At 71.2% G+C, this 15,169-nt stretch carries 13 protein-coding genes; 4 read left to right on the forward strand and 9 right to left on the reverse strand.

The features are described from left to right. Positions 1-64: 64 nt before the first annotated feature. The 4 genes from U5C87_RS02980 to U5C87_RS02995 form a co-directional block, all read right to left on the reverse strand. Positions 65-1,297 carry a Gfo/Idh/MocA family protein gene (locus U5C87_RS02980; RefSeq protein WP_330475158.1) on the reverse strand — a complete coding sequence of 411 codons (1,233 nt, stop codon included), beginning with the start codon at positions 1,295-1,297 and terminating at the stop codon, positions 65-67. 104 nt (positions 1,298-1,401) lie between these two features. After that, the gene (locus U5C87_RS02985) at positions 1,402-2,463 is read right to left on the reverse strand and encodes a substrate-binding domain-containing protein (protein ID WP_330475159.1); all 1,062 of its coding nucleotides are present in this window, start codon (positions 2,461-2,463) and stop codon (positions 1,402-1,404) included. A gap of 96 nt (positions 2,464-2,559) precedes the next feature. Continuing rightward, positions 2,560-3,666, reverse strand: a complete 1,107-nt coding sequence (locus U5C87_RS02990) for an ABC transporter permease (protein WP_330475160.1) — start codon at positions 3,664-3,666, stop codon at positions 2,560-2,562. After that, entirely contained in the window at positions 3,663-5,144 is a 1,482-nt protein-coding gene (locus U5C87_RS02995; RefSeq protein ID WP_330475161.1) for a sugar ABC transporter ATP-binding protein, read from the reverse strand. Before U5C87_RS02995 ends, U5C87_RS02990 begins: the two co-directional genes overlap by 4 nt. A gap of 154 nt (positions 5,145-5,298) precedes the next feature. On the opposite strand from U5C87_RS02995, the gene U5C87_RS03000 reads away from it, so the two are divergent. Beyond that, entirely contained in the window at positions 5,299-6,507 is a 1,209-nt protein-coding gene (locus U5C87_RS03000) for an ROK family transcriptional regulator (RefSeq protein WP_330475162.1), read from the forward strand. Between the two features lie 149 nt (positions 6,508-6,656). Next, positions 6,657-7,457: an HAD-IIA family hydrolase gene (locus U5C87_RS03005; RefSeq protein WP_330475163.1), complete on the forward strand. Its 801-nt coding sequence runs from the start codon at positions 6,657-6,659 to the stop codon at positions 7,455-7,457. 100 nt (positions 7,458-7,557) lie between these two features. Here U5C87_RS03005 and U5C87_RS03010 read toward each other — a convergent pair whose 3' ends face one another. From U5C87_RS03010 to U5C87_RS03025, 4 genes are all read right to left on the reverse strand, one after another. Further along, positions 7,558-9,195 carry an HAD family acid phosphatase gene (locus U5C87_RS03010; protein WP_330475164.1) on the reverse strand — a complete coding sequence of 546 codons (1,638 nt, stop codon included), beginning with the start codon at positions 9,193-9,195 and terminating at the stop codon, positions 7,558-7,560. 225 nt (positions 9,196-9,420) lie between these two features. Then, positions 9,421-11,202, reverse strand: a complete 1,782-nt coding sequence (locus U5C87_RS03015) for an NAD(P)/FAD-dependent oxidoreductase (protein WP_330475165.1) — start codon at positions 11,200-11,202, stop codon at positions 9,421-9,423. A 103-nt stretch (positions 11,203-11,305) separates the two neighbouring features. After that, positions 11,306-12,484, reverse strand: a complete 1,179-nt coding sequence (locus U5C87_RS03020) for a helix-turn-helix domain-containing protein (RefSeq protein WP_330475166.1) — start codon at positions 12,482-12,484, stop codon at positions 11,306-11,308. A 149-nt stretch (positions 12,485-12,633) separates the two neighbouring features. Continuing rightward, positions 12,634-13,137: a J-domain-containing protein gene (locus U5C87_RS03025; protein WP_330475167.1), complete on the reverse strand. Its 504-nt coding sequence runs from the start codon at positions 13,135-13,137 to the stop codon at positions 12,634-12,636. 228 nt (positions 13,138-13,365) lie between these two features. Here U5C87_RS03025 and U5C87_RS03030 point away from each other — a divergent pair, with 228 nt between their 5' ends. Further along, positions 13,366-14,295 (forward strand): TadE/TadG family type IV pilus assembly protein, encoded by a 930-nt coding sequence (locus U5C87_RS03030; protein ID WP_330475168.1) that lies wholly within the window; start codon positions 13,366-13,368, stop codon positions 14,293-14,295. A 22-nt stretch (positions 14,296-14,317) separates the two neighbouring features. On the opposite strand, the gene U5C87_RS03035 is transcribed toward U5C87_RS03030, so the two are convergent. Beyond that, positions 14,318-14,692 carry an META domain-containing protein gene (locus U5C87_RS03035; protein ID WP_330475169.1) on the reverse strand — a complete coding sequence of 125 codons (375 nt, stop codon included), beginning with the start codon at positions 14,690-14,692 and terminating at the stop codon, positions 14,318-14,320. Between the two features lie 87 nt (positions 14,693-14,779). On the opposite strand from U5C87_RS03035, the gene U5C87_RS03040 reads away from it, so the two are divergent. Continuing rightward, positions 14,780-15,142, forward strand: coding sequence for a hypothetical protein (locus U5C87_RS03040; RefSeq protein ID WP_330475170.1), 363 nt, complete (start codon positions 14,780-14,782; stop codon positions 15,140-15,142). The last annotated feature ends 27 nt before the right edge of the window (positions 15,143-15,169 follow it).

The raw sequence follows: 15,169 nt of genomic DNA on the forward strand, positions 1-15,169 counted from the left end.
AGGTGTCGAGCCGAATCTCCTTGTCTGGTCTGGCAGTCGAGGTGCGAAGGCGCCTCGGCAGCCTTCAGGACATGGCCGGCGACGTCGCGTGGGCCCCGTCGATCGGGGTCCAGGACCCCTCCCGCTCCACGCTCGTCTCGACCGCCGACAGGATCCGCTGCACCTGGAGCCCGTCGGAGAATGAAGGCCGGGGGTCGGCGCCCTCGGCGATGGCGGTCAGCAGGTCGACCGCCTGGTGGGTGAAGCCGTGCTCGTAGCCGAGCACGTGCCCGGGCGGCCACCAGGCCGCCACGTAGGGGTGGGTGGACTCGGTGACGAGCACCCGGGTGAAGCCGGCGTCGCGGGCCGGAGCCCGTCCGTCGAAGACGTGAAGCACGTTCATGTCCTCGAAGTCGAAGGCGATCGAGCCGTCGGTCCCGTTGACCTCCAGGCGGATCGCGTTCTTGCGGCCGTTGGCGAAGCGGGTGGCCTCGAAGGTCGCCAGCGCGCCCCCGCTCATCCTGGAGACGAGCACAGCGGCGTCGTCGACGGTGACCGGGCCGGTCGTGGCCGAGCCGTTCTGGGCCGCCGTGGCGCTGATCCCCCCGGTCCCCACCGTCGACGGGTCGGCGACCGGGCGCTCGCGCACGAACGTCTCGGTGAGCGCGCTGACGCCGGTGAGGTGCTCGCCGGTGACGAACTGGGCGAGGTCGACGATGTGGGCACCGATGTCGCCCAGCGCGCCGGACCCTGCGCGCTCCTTCTGCAAGCGCCACGTCAGCGGCGACTCGGGGTCGACGAGCCAGTCCTGCAGGTAGGCGCCCCGGACGTGGAGGATCCGTCCGAGCCGTCCCTCCGCGACGAGCTGACGCGCATACGCGATGGCCGGGACCCGGCGGTAGGTGAAGCCCACCATCGAGCGCACGCCCCGGGCACGCGCTGCCTCGGCGGCCACGACCATCGCCTCGGCCTCCCCGACCGAGTTGGCGAGCGGCTTCTCGCAGAGGACGTGCTTGCCGGCCCCGAGCGCGGCGACCGCGATCTCGGCGTGGGTGTCGCCCGGCGTGCAGATGTCGATGATGTCGATGTCGTCACGCTCGAGCAGGCGCCGCCAGTCGGTCTCGACGCCGGCCCACCCGAAGCGGTCGGCGGTGTCGCGTGCCGCGGCCTCGTTGCGCCCGGCGACGGCGACGAGGCTCGGCGCGGCCGGCACGTCGAAGTAGCTGCGCACGTTGCGCCAGGCCTGGGAGTGGGCGCGGCCCATGAAGGCGTAGCCGATCATCCCGACCCCGAGGGTGGGCTTGCTGGGTGTGGTCATGACGTCCTCACATCCGACGTGGGGTGGTACCGCTGACGGTTCGGTCGTGCCTGGTCGGGCGCCCGCGCCGCACCGGTGGCGGCGGCGGCGCGGGCGCCGACGGGTCAGGACTCGAAGCCGAGGGGCAGGTACTGGTCGACGTTCTCCTTGGTCACGACCGGCGCGTTGAGGACGACGCGGGTGGGGACCTCGACCTGGACGAGGTCGCTCAGACCCTTGTTCTGGGCGATGAGGCGCGCGAGCTTGATGCCGTCGGCGGCTTGGGTCGGCGGGTAGATGACCGTGGCCTCCATCTTGCCCTCCTTGATCCACCGCATCGCGTTGGCCGAGCCGGCCCCACCGATGAAGGCCATCTCGTGGCGGTTGGCCTGGTCGAGGGCGGCCATGACGCCCACACCCTGGTCGTCGTCGTGGTTCCAGAGGATGTCGATCTTCGGCGCGGCCTGGATGAGGTTGGTGGCCTGGCGGTTGCCGGACTCGACGGTGAACTCGGCGGCGACCCGGTTGTCGACCGTCTGGTTGCACGCCTTGAGCGCGTCGGCGAAGCCCTTGCTGCGGTCCTGCGTCAGGGGCAGGGCGTCGATGCCGGCGATCTCGGCGATGACCGGGTTGCTGAGGTTCTTGTCCTTGACGATCTTGCAGGCGTAGGTGCCGGCCGAGACCCCCATGCCGTAGTTGTCACCGAGCACCGTGGCGCGGGCGGCGAACGGGCTCGAGAACTCGCGGTCGACGTTGATGACAGGGATGCCGGCCTGCATCGCCTTGGTGGCGATCTCGGTGAGGGCGGCGCCGTCCGTCGGGAGCAGCACGATGGCGTCGACCTTGTCGTTGATGAAGGTCTCGATCTGGGCGATCTGGGCGCTCGCGTCGTTGGTGCCCTCGGCGGCCTTGAGCTCGACGTCGCTGTACTTCTTCGCCTCGGCGAGGGCCGAGCTGTTGACGGCGGCGAGCCAGCCGTGGTCGGCCGCGGGGCCCGAGAAGCCGATGACGACCTTGTCACCGGGGGCGTCGTTGTCGCTCGCGGCGTTGCTGCCGGCCTGCTGGGTCGAGGCCGCCGGAGTCGTGGCCGGGTCGTTGCTCGTGCAGCCGGCGGCGACGAGGGCCGAGCTCAGGGCGATCGCCAGGACGGCGACGCGCTTGGTCGATCGGGACAGTGATGCGGACACGCTGACTCCTATGTGAGCGAAGAGGGGTGGTGCGGTGTGAGTGGTGCTCTGCCGTGCTGGTGGTGCCGGGTGGTGCTTGTCGACCGGGCCTCGCGGCTAGCTCGACCTCGTGCGGGAGACCCGCTGCTGGAGCAGGACGGCGGCGACGATGATCGCCCCCTTCGCCACCGCCTGCGTCGACGTGTCGAGGTTGTTCAGGGTGAACACGTTGCTCAGCGTCGTGAAGATGAGGACGCCGAGGACCGTGCCGACGACCGTGCCGCGGCCGCCGGAGAGGAGGGTGCCGCCGATGACGACGGCAGCGATGGCGTCGAGCTCGTAGAGCTGGCCGTGGGTCGAGGTGCCCGTCGTCGTGCGGGCCATGAGCATGACCGCCGCGATGCCGCACGCGACGCCGACGAGGATGTAGAGGTACATCGTCTGGCGCTGGACGCGGATGCCGGCGAGGCGGGCCGCCTCGGGGTTGCCGCCGATGGCCAGCGTCCGGCGGCCGAACGTCGTGCGGTTGAGCAGGACCCAGCCGACGACCGCCACGACGGCGAAGACGATGACGAGGACGGGCACCCCGAGGACGCTGCCGCCGAAGAACTCGATGAAGCCCCGGTCCCGGACGATCTGCGTGCGCCGCTTGGCGATGAGCTCGGCGAGCCCGCGGGCCGCGGCGAGCATCGCCAGGGTCACGATGAACGGTGCGATGCGGCCGTAGGCGACGAGCACGCCGTTGACGAGTCCACACGCGGCTCCGACGGCGACGGCCGCGAAGACCATGACGATCCAGTGGTAGTTCGCGGCCATCGTCTGGGTGGCGACCGTCGTGGCCCAGACCGACGAGAGGGCGACGATGGCGCCGACGGACAGGTCGATGCCGCCGCCGGAGATGACGAAGGTCATGCCGACGCTGACGACGCCGATCGTCGCGCCGAGGCGCAGGATCGTCAGCGCGTTCTCGGGGCTGGCGAAGCGGTCACCGGCCGTGATGATGCCGACGATGACGAGCAGCACGAGCGCGACGACGAGACCGGCGCTCCGGCCGGCCGGGCCGCTGAGGAAGCCGGCGAGGCCACCTTGGCTGCGGGACGCGGCGCCACCGACGGGTGGTCCGCTCGGGGCGGGCGGTCCGCCCGTGGCGGGCGCCGCGGCTCCCTCCACGTCTGCGGGGACCGGCTCCCCCGCCTGGTCTGCCTTCGTGACGTCGGCGCTCATGCCGCGTCTCCCTTCAGGATGATGTCGAGGACGGCGTGCTCGTCGAGCTCGTCGGCCGGACCCTCGTGGCGGACGGTGCGGTCGGCGAGGACCAGCACCCGGTTGGACAGCCCCAGGACCTCGGGGATCTCGCTGGAGACGACGACGACGGCGACGCCCTCGTCGGTGAGTCGGCGGATCAGCGCGTAGATCTCGGAGCGGGCCCCGACGTCGACGCCGCGGGTGGGCTCGTCGAGGAGCAGGACCTTGCAGCCGCGGAGCAGCCAGCGGGCCAGCACGACCTTCTGCTGGTTGCCGCCCGAGAGGGTGCGCGACTCGCGGTGCACGCCACGCGGACGCACGTCGAGCGACTCGAGCAGCTCCTCGGCGGCCTCGACCTCGGCCGACCCGTCGAGCAGACCGCCCCGCGAGAAGCGCGGGAGGGTCGCGAGCGTGATGTTCGAGGCGAGCGAGGCGCCGAGGACGAGTGCCTGGCTCTTGCGCTCCTCGGGGCACAGCCCGATGCCGGCGGCGACGGCTGCGGCGACGGACCCCGGGCGCACCGGCCTCCCCCCGACGCTGACCGTGCCGGTCGTGGCCTTGCGGGCCCCGAAGATCGTCTCGACGATCTCGGAGCGGCCGGAGCCGACGAGCCCCGCCAGCCCCACGACCTCACCGGGCCGCACGTCGAAGCTGATCGAGCCGAACTCGCCCGCCCGGCTGAGTCCCTCGACGCGGAGCACGGGCTCGGCGTCGGCGATGCTCGTGCGGGGCGGGAAGACGTACTCGATCGAGCGGCCGGTCATGAGCCGGATGAGCTCCTGCGTCGGCGTCGTCTTGGCGTCGAGGCCGGTCGCGACCGTCCTGCCGTCCTTGAGCACCGTGACGCGGTCACCGATCTCGCGGATCTCCTCGAGGCGGTGGGAGATGTAGACGACCGCGACGCCCTGGCTCGTCACCTCGTCGATGACGCGGAAGAGCTGCTGGACCTCGCCGGCGTCGAGCACCGCGGACGGCTCGTCCATGATGATGAGGCGCGCGTCGCGGGAGAGGGCGCGGGCCATGCTGACGATCTGGCTCGACGCCGCGGAGAGCGTGCCCACCTCGACGGAGGGCGAGATCTCGGGGTGACCGAGGCGGGCGAGCAGGGCGGCCGCCTCGCGGCGGGCCGCGGTGCGCTGCGAGAAGCCGAAACGCGTGGGCTCGTGGCCGAGGAAGATGTTCTCGGCGACGGTGAGGCCCTCGACGAGGTCGAGCTCCTGGTACATCGTCGCGACGCCGAGGTCCATCGCCGCCTGCGGGTGGTGCAGGGTGACCGGCTCTCCGGCCCACTCGATGGTGCCCTCGTTGGGCTCGTGGACGCCGGCGAGCACCTTGATGAGGGTGCTCTTGCCCGCACCGTTCTGGCCGAGCAGGCAGTGCACCTCGCCGGGCTGCACGTCGAGGTCGACGCCACCGAGGGCCACGACCCCGGGAAAACGCTTGACCACGTTGGTCATTCGCAGGAGGGGGGCGCCTGCTACATCTCGCCGTCGAGATTCCATGCGTCACACCGTGACCCACTTTTGTCGGGACGTCAAGCAAAAGTTTTATCGTGGACACTCCGAAGTCTTCCGGATGGCATACGGAAGCCGCCTGTGCTTGACTGGAAGAGTGCGTCAAGAGTCAACGTCGTCCGCGTATGCCGCTCCGTCCGTGAGCGGAGCCGGCGAGCTGCTCCAGCTGCTCCGCGACGAGACGCCGCGCACGCGCGCCGAGCTGGCCAAGCTGACCGGGCTCGCCCGCTCCACGGTCGGCGCCCGCGTCGACGCCCTCCTCGCGTCCGGCCTGCTCGCCCCGAGCGGCGAGGCGGCCAGCACCGGGGGCCGCCCGCCAGTCCGCTTCGCCTTCAACCCCGAGGCCCGCGTCGTCGTCGGCGCCGACATCGGCGCCACCCACGGCCGCGTCGCCCTGACCGACCTCAGCGGTCGCCCGATCTGCGAGATCGGCGAGAGCCTCGACATCACCGACGGTCCCGAGGTCGTCCTCGACTGGCTCGTCGCCACCACCCGTCGCCTGCTCGAGCAGGCCGGCCGGCAGCCCCGCGACCTCATCGGCATCGGCATCGGCGTGCCCGGGCCCGTCGAGCACTCGAGCGGGCGCCCCATGCGGCCCCCGATCATGCCGGGCTGGGACGGCTACGACGTGCCGGGCCACCTGCACCGCGACTTCGACGTGCCGGTCCTCGTCGACAACGACGTCAACATCATGGCCCTCGGCGAGCACGCCATGGCCCACCCCGACGTCGAGCACCTCCTCTTCGTCAAGGTCGCCACGGGCATCGGTGCCGGCATCATCAGCGGCGGCCGCCTGCACCGCGGAGCGGTCGGCGCCGCAGGCGACCTCGGCCACGTGGCCGCACCCCACGCGCCAGAGGTGCTCTGCTCGTGCGGCAACGTCGGCTGCCTCGAGGCCGTGGCCAGCGGACCCGCGATCTCCAAGGCACTCAGGGAGATCGACATCATCGCCGAGAGCAACTCCGACATCGTCGACCTCGTCCGGGGCGGCAACATCCCCGCCGCGCTCGCGGTCCGCCAGGCCGGCCGCACCATCGGCGAGGTCCTCGCCACGTGCGTCAGCCTGCTCAACCCCTCGGTCATCGTCATCGGCGGCTCACTCGTCCAGGCGGGCGAGAGCCTCATCGCCGGAGTGCGCGAGGTCGTCTACGGCAGGTCGCTGCCGCTGGCCACCGGCGTGCTCCAGATCGTCCCGGCCACCACGGGCGTGCAGGCCGGCGTCATCGGCGCGGCCACCATGGTCATCCAGCACGCCCTGACCGCCGACCGGGTCGACCTCGCGATCGCGCGCCTGTCCGCGTCTTAGCCCTCGGCTCGCTTCGCTCGCGAGTCCGGCGCTCCGTTGCGTCCCGCCTTCCCTCCTCGGCTGGCTCGCTGCGCTCGCTTCGCTCGTCAGTCCAGGCGGGACGCGCGCCGGACCTGCGGGCTGGCGACATGAGCCACCAGAATGGGTCCATGACCGATCACCGGCCCGTCGAGACCTGGCTCACCGACATGGACGGCGTCCTCGTGCACGAGGAGGACGCGATCCCCGGCGCCGCCGAGTTCATCACCGCGCTCGAGCAGTCCGGCAGGGCCTTCCTCGTCCTGACGAACAACTCGATCTTCACGCCCCGCGACCTGCGGGCGCGCCTGCTGATGAGTGGGATCGACGTGCCGGAGCGGGCCATCTGGACCTCGGCGCTCGCCACGGCGCAGTTCCTCGCCGAGCAACGCCCGGGCGGCTCGGCCTACGTCGTCGGCGAGGCCGGCCTGACGACGGCGATGCACGACGTCGGCTACGTCATGACCGACCGCGACCCCGACTACGTCGTGCTCGGTGAGACACGCACCTACTCCTTCGAGGCCATCACCCGCGCGATCCGCTTGATCGAGAAGGGCGCCCGCTTCATCGCGACCAACCCCGACCCGAGCGGCCCGAGCCCAGCCGGCACGCTGCCGGCGACCGGCTCGGTCGCGGCGCTCATCTCGACCGCGACCGGGCGCCAGCCGTACTACATCGGCAAGCCCAACCCGCTCATGATGCGCAGCGCCCTCAACCGCCTCGACGCGCACTCCGAGACGACGATCATGGTCGGCGACCGCATGGACACCGACATCATCAGCGGCCTCGAGGCCGGCCTGCGCACCGTCCTCGTCCTCACCGGCTCGACGAGCCGCCAGCAGGTCGAGCACTTCCCCTACCGGCCGAGCCGCATCGTCGACTCCGTCGCCGACCTCGTGCAGTTCGTGGCCGCTCAGGATCAGCAGCACTGAGCCACAAGAGCTCTCACGACCCCACGACGACGTATGCCGTCACCCCCGTTCGCAACGGGAGTGACGGCATACGACACGAGGTGCCCGTCAAAGCAGGTGGTCAGGGCAGGTAGTACGTCGGGTTCGGCAGCTTGACCGCACGGTCGGCGTGGCCGCCGATGAGGTCGCTGTACTGGTCGCCGAGGTTGGCGACGACGTCGTAGCCGAGGTCCTTCTCGACGTGGGCCCGGGTCGCCGACTTGTACTCGATCGTCGTGCACGTCGGGTAGGCCTTGCACTGGCCCTGCATCCAGACCGGCGGCTGCTCGCTCGAGCGCCACTTCGTGAAGTACAGGTCGCTCGTGAACTGCGGGTAGCCCTGCTCGTGGAGGTTGGCGAGCGTCGCGTCCTTCTGGCCGTTGTTGCGACCGGTGAGGCCGATGACGGTGCAGCCCGAGTCGGCGACCGCCTTGACGAGAGAAGGCATCCCGGGCGTCGCCGGGAAGAGCTTGTTCTGCACCCAGTAGTCCTGGCGGGTCGGGTTGAAGACGAACTTCATGTCCGCGACCTCCATGTCGTAGGTCCACAGGGTCGTGTCGTCGGCGTCGAAGACGACCGCCGGCTTCGTGCCCCGGGCGACACCCTGGCGGCACTCGCTCGTGAGGCGCTGGGTGTTGCGGCGCTCGAGCGAGGCGAGCTCGGTGATGTAGGGCGAGCTCGTCTTGTCGGCGATGCCGGTGCCGGGGTCGCCGTAGTAGGTGGCGATCGTCTTCTTGACCGAGTCGATGTTGGGGATGCCCTCACCGCCCTGCGTCAGGCCGCTCGAGCCGTCGGGCTTCATCGTGAAGTGGGTCCGCGGCGTCAGCGACGGCTCCTTCATCCCGGGCAGGTCGGGCGAGGGGAGGTAGTAGGTCGGGTTGGGCAGCTTGACGTTGCGGTCGGCGTGCCCGCCCTGCAGGTCGGACCACTGGTCGCCGATGTTGAGGACGATGTCGTAGCCGAGGTCCTGCTCGATGTGCTTGCGCGTGCCGGCCTTGTACTCCACCGTCGTGCACTTCGCCGTGGCGCACGTGATGTAGGCGGGAGGCGTCGACCCGGCCCACTTGGTGAAGTAGTGGTCGGGCGTGAAGGCGTTGTAGCCGACGTCCTTGAGGTTGCCGATGGTCGCGTCCTTCTGGGAGGCACCGCGACCGGTGAGGCCGAAGATCGTGAAGCCCATCGCGTCGGCCTCGTTGACGAGGGCGACCATGCTCGGGGTGGCCGGGAAGAGCTTGTTCTGCACCCAGTAGTCCTGGCGGACCGGGTCGAAGACGAACTTCATGTCCGCGACCTCCATGTCGTAGGTCCAGAGCGTCGTGTCGTCGGCGTCGAGCACGATGGCCGGCTTCTTGCCCTGCCGCTCGGCCGCGGCATACGTGCGGGCGAGCGACGTGCGCAGCCCCGTCGTGATCGAGCGCATCTCCGAGATGTAGGGCGAGCTCGTGCGGTCGGCGTGGCCCGTGCCGGGGTCGCCGTAGTAGCTGTAGATCGTCTTCTTGACCGAGTCGATGTTGGGGATGCCGCCGCCGTCGGGGCGGGCGCCGCTCGAGCCGTCGGCCGCCATGACGAACTGCGTGCGCGGGGCCAGGGTCTGGTCGTGCCGGCCGCCGGCGTCGCCGTGGGCGAGGGCCGGGGCAGCGCCGGCCACGACCAGCGAGCCGATGATCGAGCCGGCGGCCGTGACGGCGAGTCCAGCGCTTCGGAGGGTGGGACGCCTCATGGGTTTCACCTCGGGGTTGCGTGAGGAGTGCGGGGTGGGCGGCACGACGCTAGTCCTGCCCACCCCCCTGCGGGTGCCGCAGCACCCGACACTTCTGCGTTCCCCGGCAACTGGCATGGAGTTGCCAGACTTCGTTCAGGAACGGGGTCGTGAGGGGGTCGCGAAGTGGGCACTCGGCGGGAAGTCTTGGTCGAGTGCCCACTTTCCGACGATGTACGAGGCGGCTCAGGCGAGGTGGTGGGTCTCGGCGAGCGCGTAGACCGGGGTGTCGATGCCCTCGAGGCGCGCCTTGAGCTGCAGGGCGAGGTAGCGCGAGTAGTGCCGCGACTGGTGCAGGTTGCCGCCGTGGAACCAGAGGTTGTCCTGGCGGGTGGGCTTCCACATGTTGCGCAGCTCGCCCTCCCACGGTCCGGGGTCCTTCGTCGTGTCGGAGCCCAGGCCCCAGCACTTGCCCACGGCGTCGGCGACGTCCTGGCTGATGAGCCGGGCCGCCCAGCCGTTCATCGAGCCGTAGCCCGTGGCGTAGACGACGGCGTCGGCCTCGATCTCGGTGCCGTCGGTGAGGACGACCGAGTGCTCCGCCAGGTGGTCGACCTGCCCGCGCACCAGCCGGATCGCGCCCTTGGCGATGAGCTCGGAGGCGCCGATGTCGATGTAGTAGCCGGAGCCGCGCCGGAGGTACTTGAGGAAGAGTCCCGAGTCGTCGTCGCCGAAGTCGAGGTCGAAGCCAGCGGCCTCGAGCGAGGCGTAGAAGTCCTTGTCCTGCTCGCGGATCGCGTCGAAGGCCGGCCGCTGGAAGTCGGCGAGGATCTTGTAGGGGATGGACGCGAAGACGAGGTCGGCCGTGTCGTGGTCGATCCCGGCTGCGACGGCTTCCTCGGAGTAGAGCGGGCCGAGCACCTTGTCCATGAGTGACTCGGACCGCACGATGTGGGTGCTCGAGCGCTGGAGCATGATCGGCTCGGCGCCGTTCTGCCACAGGTCCGCACAGATGTCATGGGCCGAGTTGTTCGAGCCGATGACGACGACCTTCCTGCCGGCGTAGCGCGCGCCGCCGGGGTGCTTGCTGCTGTGGTGCTGGTCGCCGGAGAAGACGTCCTGCCCGGGCAGGGTCGGCACGTTGGGGATCCCGCTCATGCCCGTCGCGAGGACGAGCTGCGCCGGGTGGAGCACGACCTCGCGGCCCTCCCGGGAGACGTGCACGGTCCACGCGCCGGCCTCGGCGTCGAAGCTCGCCGACGTCGCCTCCGTGCTGCTCCAGTAGTCGAGCTCCATGACTTTCGTGTAGCTCTCGAGCCAGTCGCCCATCTTGTCCTTGGGCGTGAAGACGGGCCAGTGGTCGGGGAACGGCAGGTAGGGCATGTGGTCGTACCAGACCGGGTCGTGCAGGCAGAGCGAGTGGTAGCGGCTGCGCCACTGGTCTCCGGGCCGCGGGTACTTGTCGATGACGAGCGTCGGCACGCCGAGCCTCTTGAGGCGAGCGGCGAGGCCGATGCCGCCCTGGCCGCCGCCGACGACGAGGACGTAGGGCTCGGCGTCGACGCCGTAGGACTCGACCTGCTGCTGCCGCTTGTCGAGCCAGTTCTCGGTCGAGACGTTGACGCCGTGCTCGGCGCCGCGCGGGCGGCGTGCGCCGGAGGGCTCCGGGTGGTCCTTGAGCGCCTGCGCGCTCGTCAGCAGCGTCCACGCCCTGCCGTCGCGGACGCGGACGAGCCCCTTGCCGGTGAACGTGGCGTTGCCGAAGGTGAACCACGCCTCGTGGACGCCGTCGGCCTCGGACTCGCTCGTCGGCTCGATGTCGGTCGGCCAGGCGCCCGGCTCGACGCCGGTCAGCATGTCGCCGATCTGCTCGCGGCCCTCGGCCGTGTGCAGGTTCCACGTCATGCTCGTCAGGTCGCGCCAGTAGCACTCGTCACCGAAGAGGCCGGTCACCCGGTCCACCTCGCCGGAGGCCAGCGCCTCGGAGAACCGTCCGAGCCACTCGCTCGCCGTCAGCTGCTCACCCATCGCCAACTCCTTTGTCCACGTGGTGGGGTCGTGGCTGACGCTAGGAGCGGACGCAGTCTCCCGACAGGGTTGCAGAACGTTGCAGAGGGCGTATGCCGGGTGCTCAGGTCACGTCGGGCCGCACCGTCGCGCGCGCGGTGAGCCGGTAGGGCCGGCTCTCGATGATGCCACCGAGCCGCTTGCGCAAGCGCGACATCTCGGCGCGGATCGTCACCGGGGTGGTGGCACCGTCGAGCAGACCCATGAGGGCAGCCGTGTCGAGACCGCCCGGGTGCTCTGCGAGGAGGGCGACGATCTCGGCGTGCCGCTCGCTGAGGGCGATCTCGACGCTCGAGCCGGCGGTCGTGACGAGCACCCGCGGGCTCGGGCGGCGCACCACCTCCATCGTGGCCGGCGCTCCGACCGCCTCGTGCAGCACCCAGCCGCCGGCGATCTCCTCGGCCCGGACCTGCCCGATCTCGGGCACCCACACGGTGCCGGCCCGCAGGCTGCCCGGCACCCAGACGCGCTCGCCGACGCCGTAGCCCTCCGCCCGGGCCACCCACCCGTGCCGGTCGACGACGACGAAACGCCCCGACCCGGCATACGACTCGCTGGTGCGGGCGACCCGGCGGAGGTCACGCTCGTGCTGTCCGGCCAGGGTGTCGACGGCCTCGCGCACGGCCATGGTCACGAGCATCAGCGTGTGCGGGTGGGCGGTGCGGAAGGCGCCGCTCAAGGTGACCACACCGAGCGGCGTGCGCGCCCTGCGGTCGAGGATCGGCGCGCTCGTGCACACCCACGCGTGCTGGTCCTCGCGCGCGTGCTCCGGCCCGAAGATCTGCACCGGGCGGCGCTCCTCCATCGCGGTGCCGAGCGAGTTGGTGCCGACGTCGCCCTCGCGCCAGCGGGCGCCCTCGACGAAGCCGAGGCCGTCGCTGCGCCGGCGGATCGGCGACGGGCCGAACATCCAGAGCGGGTAGCCCTCGTCGTCGCTGATGACGAGCTCGTTGCCGGCCTCGTGCGCGAGCGGCAGCAGGCGCTCCTTGAGGACCGGCACGACCGAGCCGAGCAGCCGCGAGCGCTCCCGGCGGGCCAGCAGCGCGTCGTCGGAGATCGGGGTCGAGATCTTGTCGCCCTCGGGCGTCTGCCGCAGCCACGACCGGGCGACGACGCCGCGGGCGCCGGGCGGCACCTCGTGCGTGTGCGCCCACGTGCGGTGCAGGCGCAGCAGGTCCCGCGCCTTGGCCGCGGGGTCCTCGAAGGCCGTCAGGGCCGCCTCGAGACCGGGGACTGTGGACATGCGCACCTTTGCGACGGGTGGCCCCGCGTGGGCTCGTACGCGAGGTCGTACGCGTGGGGTCACGGCTTCCCGTGATGGTGACACGCAGCGGGCGGCTTGGGTAGGGCTGTCGAGCCCCGTCCCGTCCGGTCCGGTGCCGTCCGGGCCGGTCAGTCCCGGCCGAGCACCCGGCGCCACCACGGGCGCCGGCTCCCGAGCTCGGCCGCCGTGGCGGCGGCTCGCTCCTCGCGGGCCCGGCGCTGCTGCTCCTCCAGCTCGGCCCGCAGCGGCCGCCAGCCCTCGACGACCTCGTCGACGTCGAGGGTCTTGGCGATGAGCGGCGGCAGGTTGCCGACGGCGGGCCGGAGCCGGTCGGCGAGGACGCGCTTGTTGTAGTCCTCGACGATCTCGCGCACCTGGGCCTCGGTGCGCACGTCGACGAGGGACTCGGGGTAGCCCGCGGCCTCCTTGCGCAGGGCCAGGGCGCCGGGCAGCGCACCGCCGAGGTCGAGGTTCTCGCGCGCCGCGAAGCGCTTGACCCACCAGTCCGGGTCGCCCGAGTCGCTGAGGTCGAGCGGCTTGCCGGCCCCCGGCAGGTTGTCGAAGTCGCCCCGCTCCTGCGCCTCGCGGATCTGCTTCTCCACGGCGCTCTCCCAGTACGGCTGACCCGTCATGACGTTCACGTTAACCGATGTGGGACAAGACATTCCGGACCATACCGGGCAACCCCGGCGGCCTCGGTGCCCTTCCTGCCGCGAAAGTGCAGGATGCCCGCACGGGAGGTGGCCGACGTGTTCTAGGTTGTGCGCAGCAGCCCCGAGAAGGGCTCGGGGACATCCATGGGGATCGGGGGATCCATGAATGGGTTTCGGGGGCCCACACTGCGCTGTGCCCGGCAACGGGTGCGGCGACTTCGGGCTGCACGGGATCGCGGCGCCGTCACGGCCCTCGTCGCGATCCTCTTCTCGACGGGCGTCATCATCGCGATGCTGGCGCTCGTCGTCGACGTCGGATCGATGATGTGGGAACGTCGCCAGCTGCAGAACGGCGCCGACGCGGCGACGCTCGCGCTGGCCCAGGACTGCGCGAGCAAGCGAGCCACGTGCGACCCGGCGACGCCGGGCCTCAAGTGGCTCGCCGACGCCAACGCCGCGGACGGGTTCGGCGGCATCCAGCGCGTCTGCGCCGTCGGCACGTTCGTCGGCGCGGACAAGTTCACCGGCTGCACGGCCACGACCGGGGCGCTCACCGACTGCCTGCCGACGCCGGCCGGGGCGACGGGACCGTACGTCGAGGTCCGGACCCGGACGTCGACGAACTCCGACGACACCGGGACGATCCTCAAGCCCTTCTTCGCCCAGGCCGTGGGCTGGGACGGCGCGACGATCGCGGCCTGCTCGCGGGTCGGCTGGTCCGGCGGTCATCCGAGCACTGTCCTGCCGGTCGTCCAGTCGCAGTGCGCCTGGGACGACGCGACGGCGAAGGGGAAGGACTTCCCGGCTGCACCGCCGTATGCGTTGGACGGCTCGGGTGTGGCCGGCAAGACGCCACTCCCCGCACTCCCGGTCGCATCGGGATATGTCACGAAGGTGGAGGGCAAGGGGTCCAACACCGACTACACGATCGACGGGGTGTCCGCCTTCTACCTCGCGGGCTACTCCGTGACCGGCAACAAGCAGCTCGACGGCTTCAAGGGAGTCGATGCGAGCCGCTCGTGCGACAAGAACGAGGACTGCCTCTACGGCTGGTTCGTCTCGCCGGTGATCCCGGTCGACGCGATCCCCAACACGGGCACCGACCGGGGGCCCCAGCGCCTCTCGACGATCGGCTGAGACGGCCGCCCAGTCGACGCGCTCAGTCGGACGGAGCAGCGTCCGTCGGGGTGTCGGTCGGGGTGTCGGCTCGCACGAGGACCGCGAGGGTCTCGCCGTCGCCGACCTCGAGCCGGTCGCCCGACACGACGAACGCCTGTGGCGCGTCGAGGAGGGCGAGCAGGCGCTGCTCCTGCTCCATCGCGTCGGGTGGACCGGCCACGCGGGTCGTCGCGGCGTCGGCCACTCTGAGCAGCCCGTCCGTCACCTCGTAGCGGCCCATGAGGCGGTTGACGCCGGTGCTGCCGGAGACCCGACCGTCGTCGCCGAACGACAGCTGCGGCTTCGGCGGGACGGTGGCCGCGCCACCGAGCTCCTCGACCACCCACGACGTGCCTGCGACCTCGTTGTCAGCCATTCCGACACGGTAGCCCGGTGCGGCCGCCGGGATCGTCGAGTACGCATACGCACGCGGGCCGCGGGCAGCGCCGGGCATCGTTGGTGCATGGACGCAGCGCAGCCGCCGAGGTCGTGGTGGGCCATCGCCTTCGTCACGGTGACGGCGGTCGGGCTCGGCGCGCTGGCCTGGGCGGTGCTCATGATGCACGCGCTCACCTACGGGATGACCGAGGTGCTCGGGATGACGCAGCTGGACCCTCCCGACACCGACCGCTACGGCTTTGCGCTGGCGGTCGGTGTGGCGGTCGACGCCGCCGTCACCGCCGCGATGCTGTGGCAGCTCGGCCGCACGGCCGCGCGGCAGTGGCCGGCGTGCGTGACCGCGCTCCTCGCAGCCGTCGTCGGTGGAGTGACGGGTGCGAGCGCCCTGCTGCTCGTGCTCGGCATCAACCCGCTCGACGTCCTCTAGGGTGACCGGCATGGCCGGGGTCTGCGC

It is taken from the genome of Terrabacter sp. C0L_2 (assembly GCF_036352015.1).
In the GTDB taxonomy this organism is placed as follows: Bacteria; Actinomycetota; Actinomycetes; order Actinomycetales; family Dermatophilaceae; genus Terrabacter; species Terrabacter tumescens.

Bases quoted from the DNA above. Each gene is read 5' to 3' on its own strand.
- U5C87_RS03010 (WP_330475164.1), bottom strand. From the start codon at position 9,195: ATGAGGCGTCCCACCCTCCGAAGCGCTGGACTCGCCGTCACGGCCGCC.
- U5C87_RS03020 (WP_330475166.1), bottom strand. From the start codon at position 12,484: ATGTCCACAGTCCCCGGTCTCGAGGCGGCCCTGACGGCCTTCGAGGAC.
- U5C87_RS02990 (WP_330475160.1), bottom strand. From the start codon at position 3,666: ATGAGCGCCGACGTCACGAAGGCAGACCAGGCGGGGGAGCCGGTCCCC.
- U5C87_RS03005 (WP_330475163.1), top strand. From the start codon at position 6,657: ATGACCGATCACCGGCCCGTCGAGACCTGGCTCACCGACATGGACGGC.
- U5C87_RS02995 (WP_330475161.1), bottom strand. From the start codon at position 5,144: ATGACCAACGTGGTCAAGCGTTTTCCCGGGGTCGTGGCCCTCGGTGGC.
- U5C87_RS03040 (WP_330475170.1), top strand. From the start codon at position 14,780: ATGGACGCAGCGCAGCCGCCGAGGTCGTGGTGGGCCATCGCCTTCGTC.
- U5C87_RS03025 (WP_330475167.1), bottom strand. From the start codon at position 13,137: ATGACGGGTCAGCCGTACTGGGAGAGCGCCGTGGAGAAGCAGATCCGC.
- U5C87_RS03015 (WP_330475165.1), bottom strand. From the start codon at position 11,202: ATGGGTGAGCAGCTGACGGCGAGCGAGTGGCTCGGACGGTTCTCCGAG.
- U5C87_RS03035 (WP_330475169.1), bottom strand. From the start codon at position 14,692: ATGGCTGACAACGAGGTCGCAGGCACGTCGTGGGTGGTCGAGGAGCTC.
- U5C87_RS02980 (WP_330475158.1), bottom strand. From the start codon at position 1,297: ATGACCACACCCAGCAAGCCCACCCTCGGGGTCGGGATGATCGGCTAC.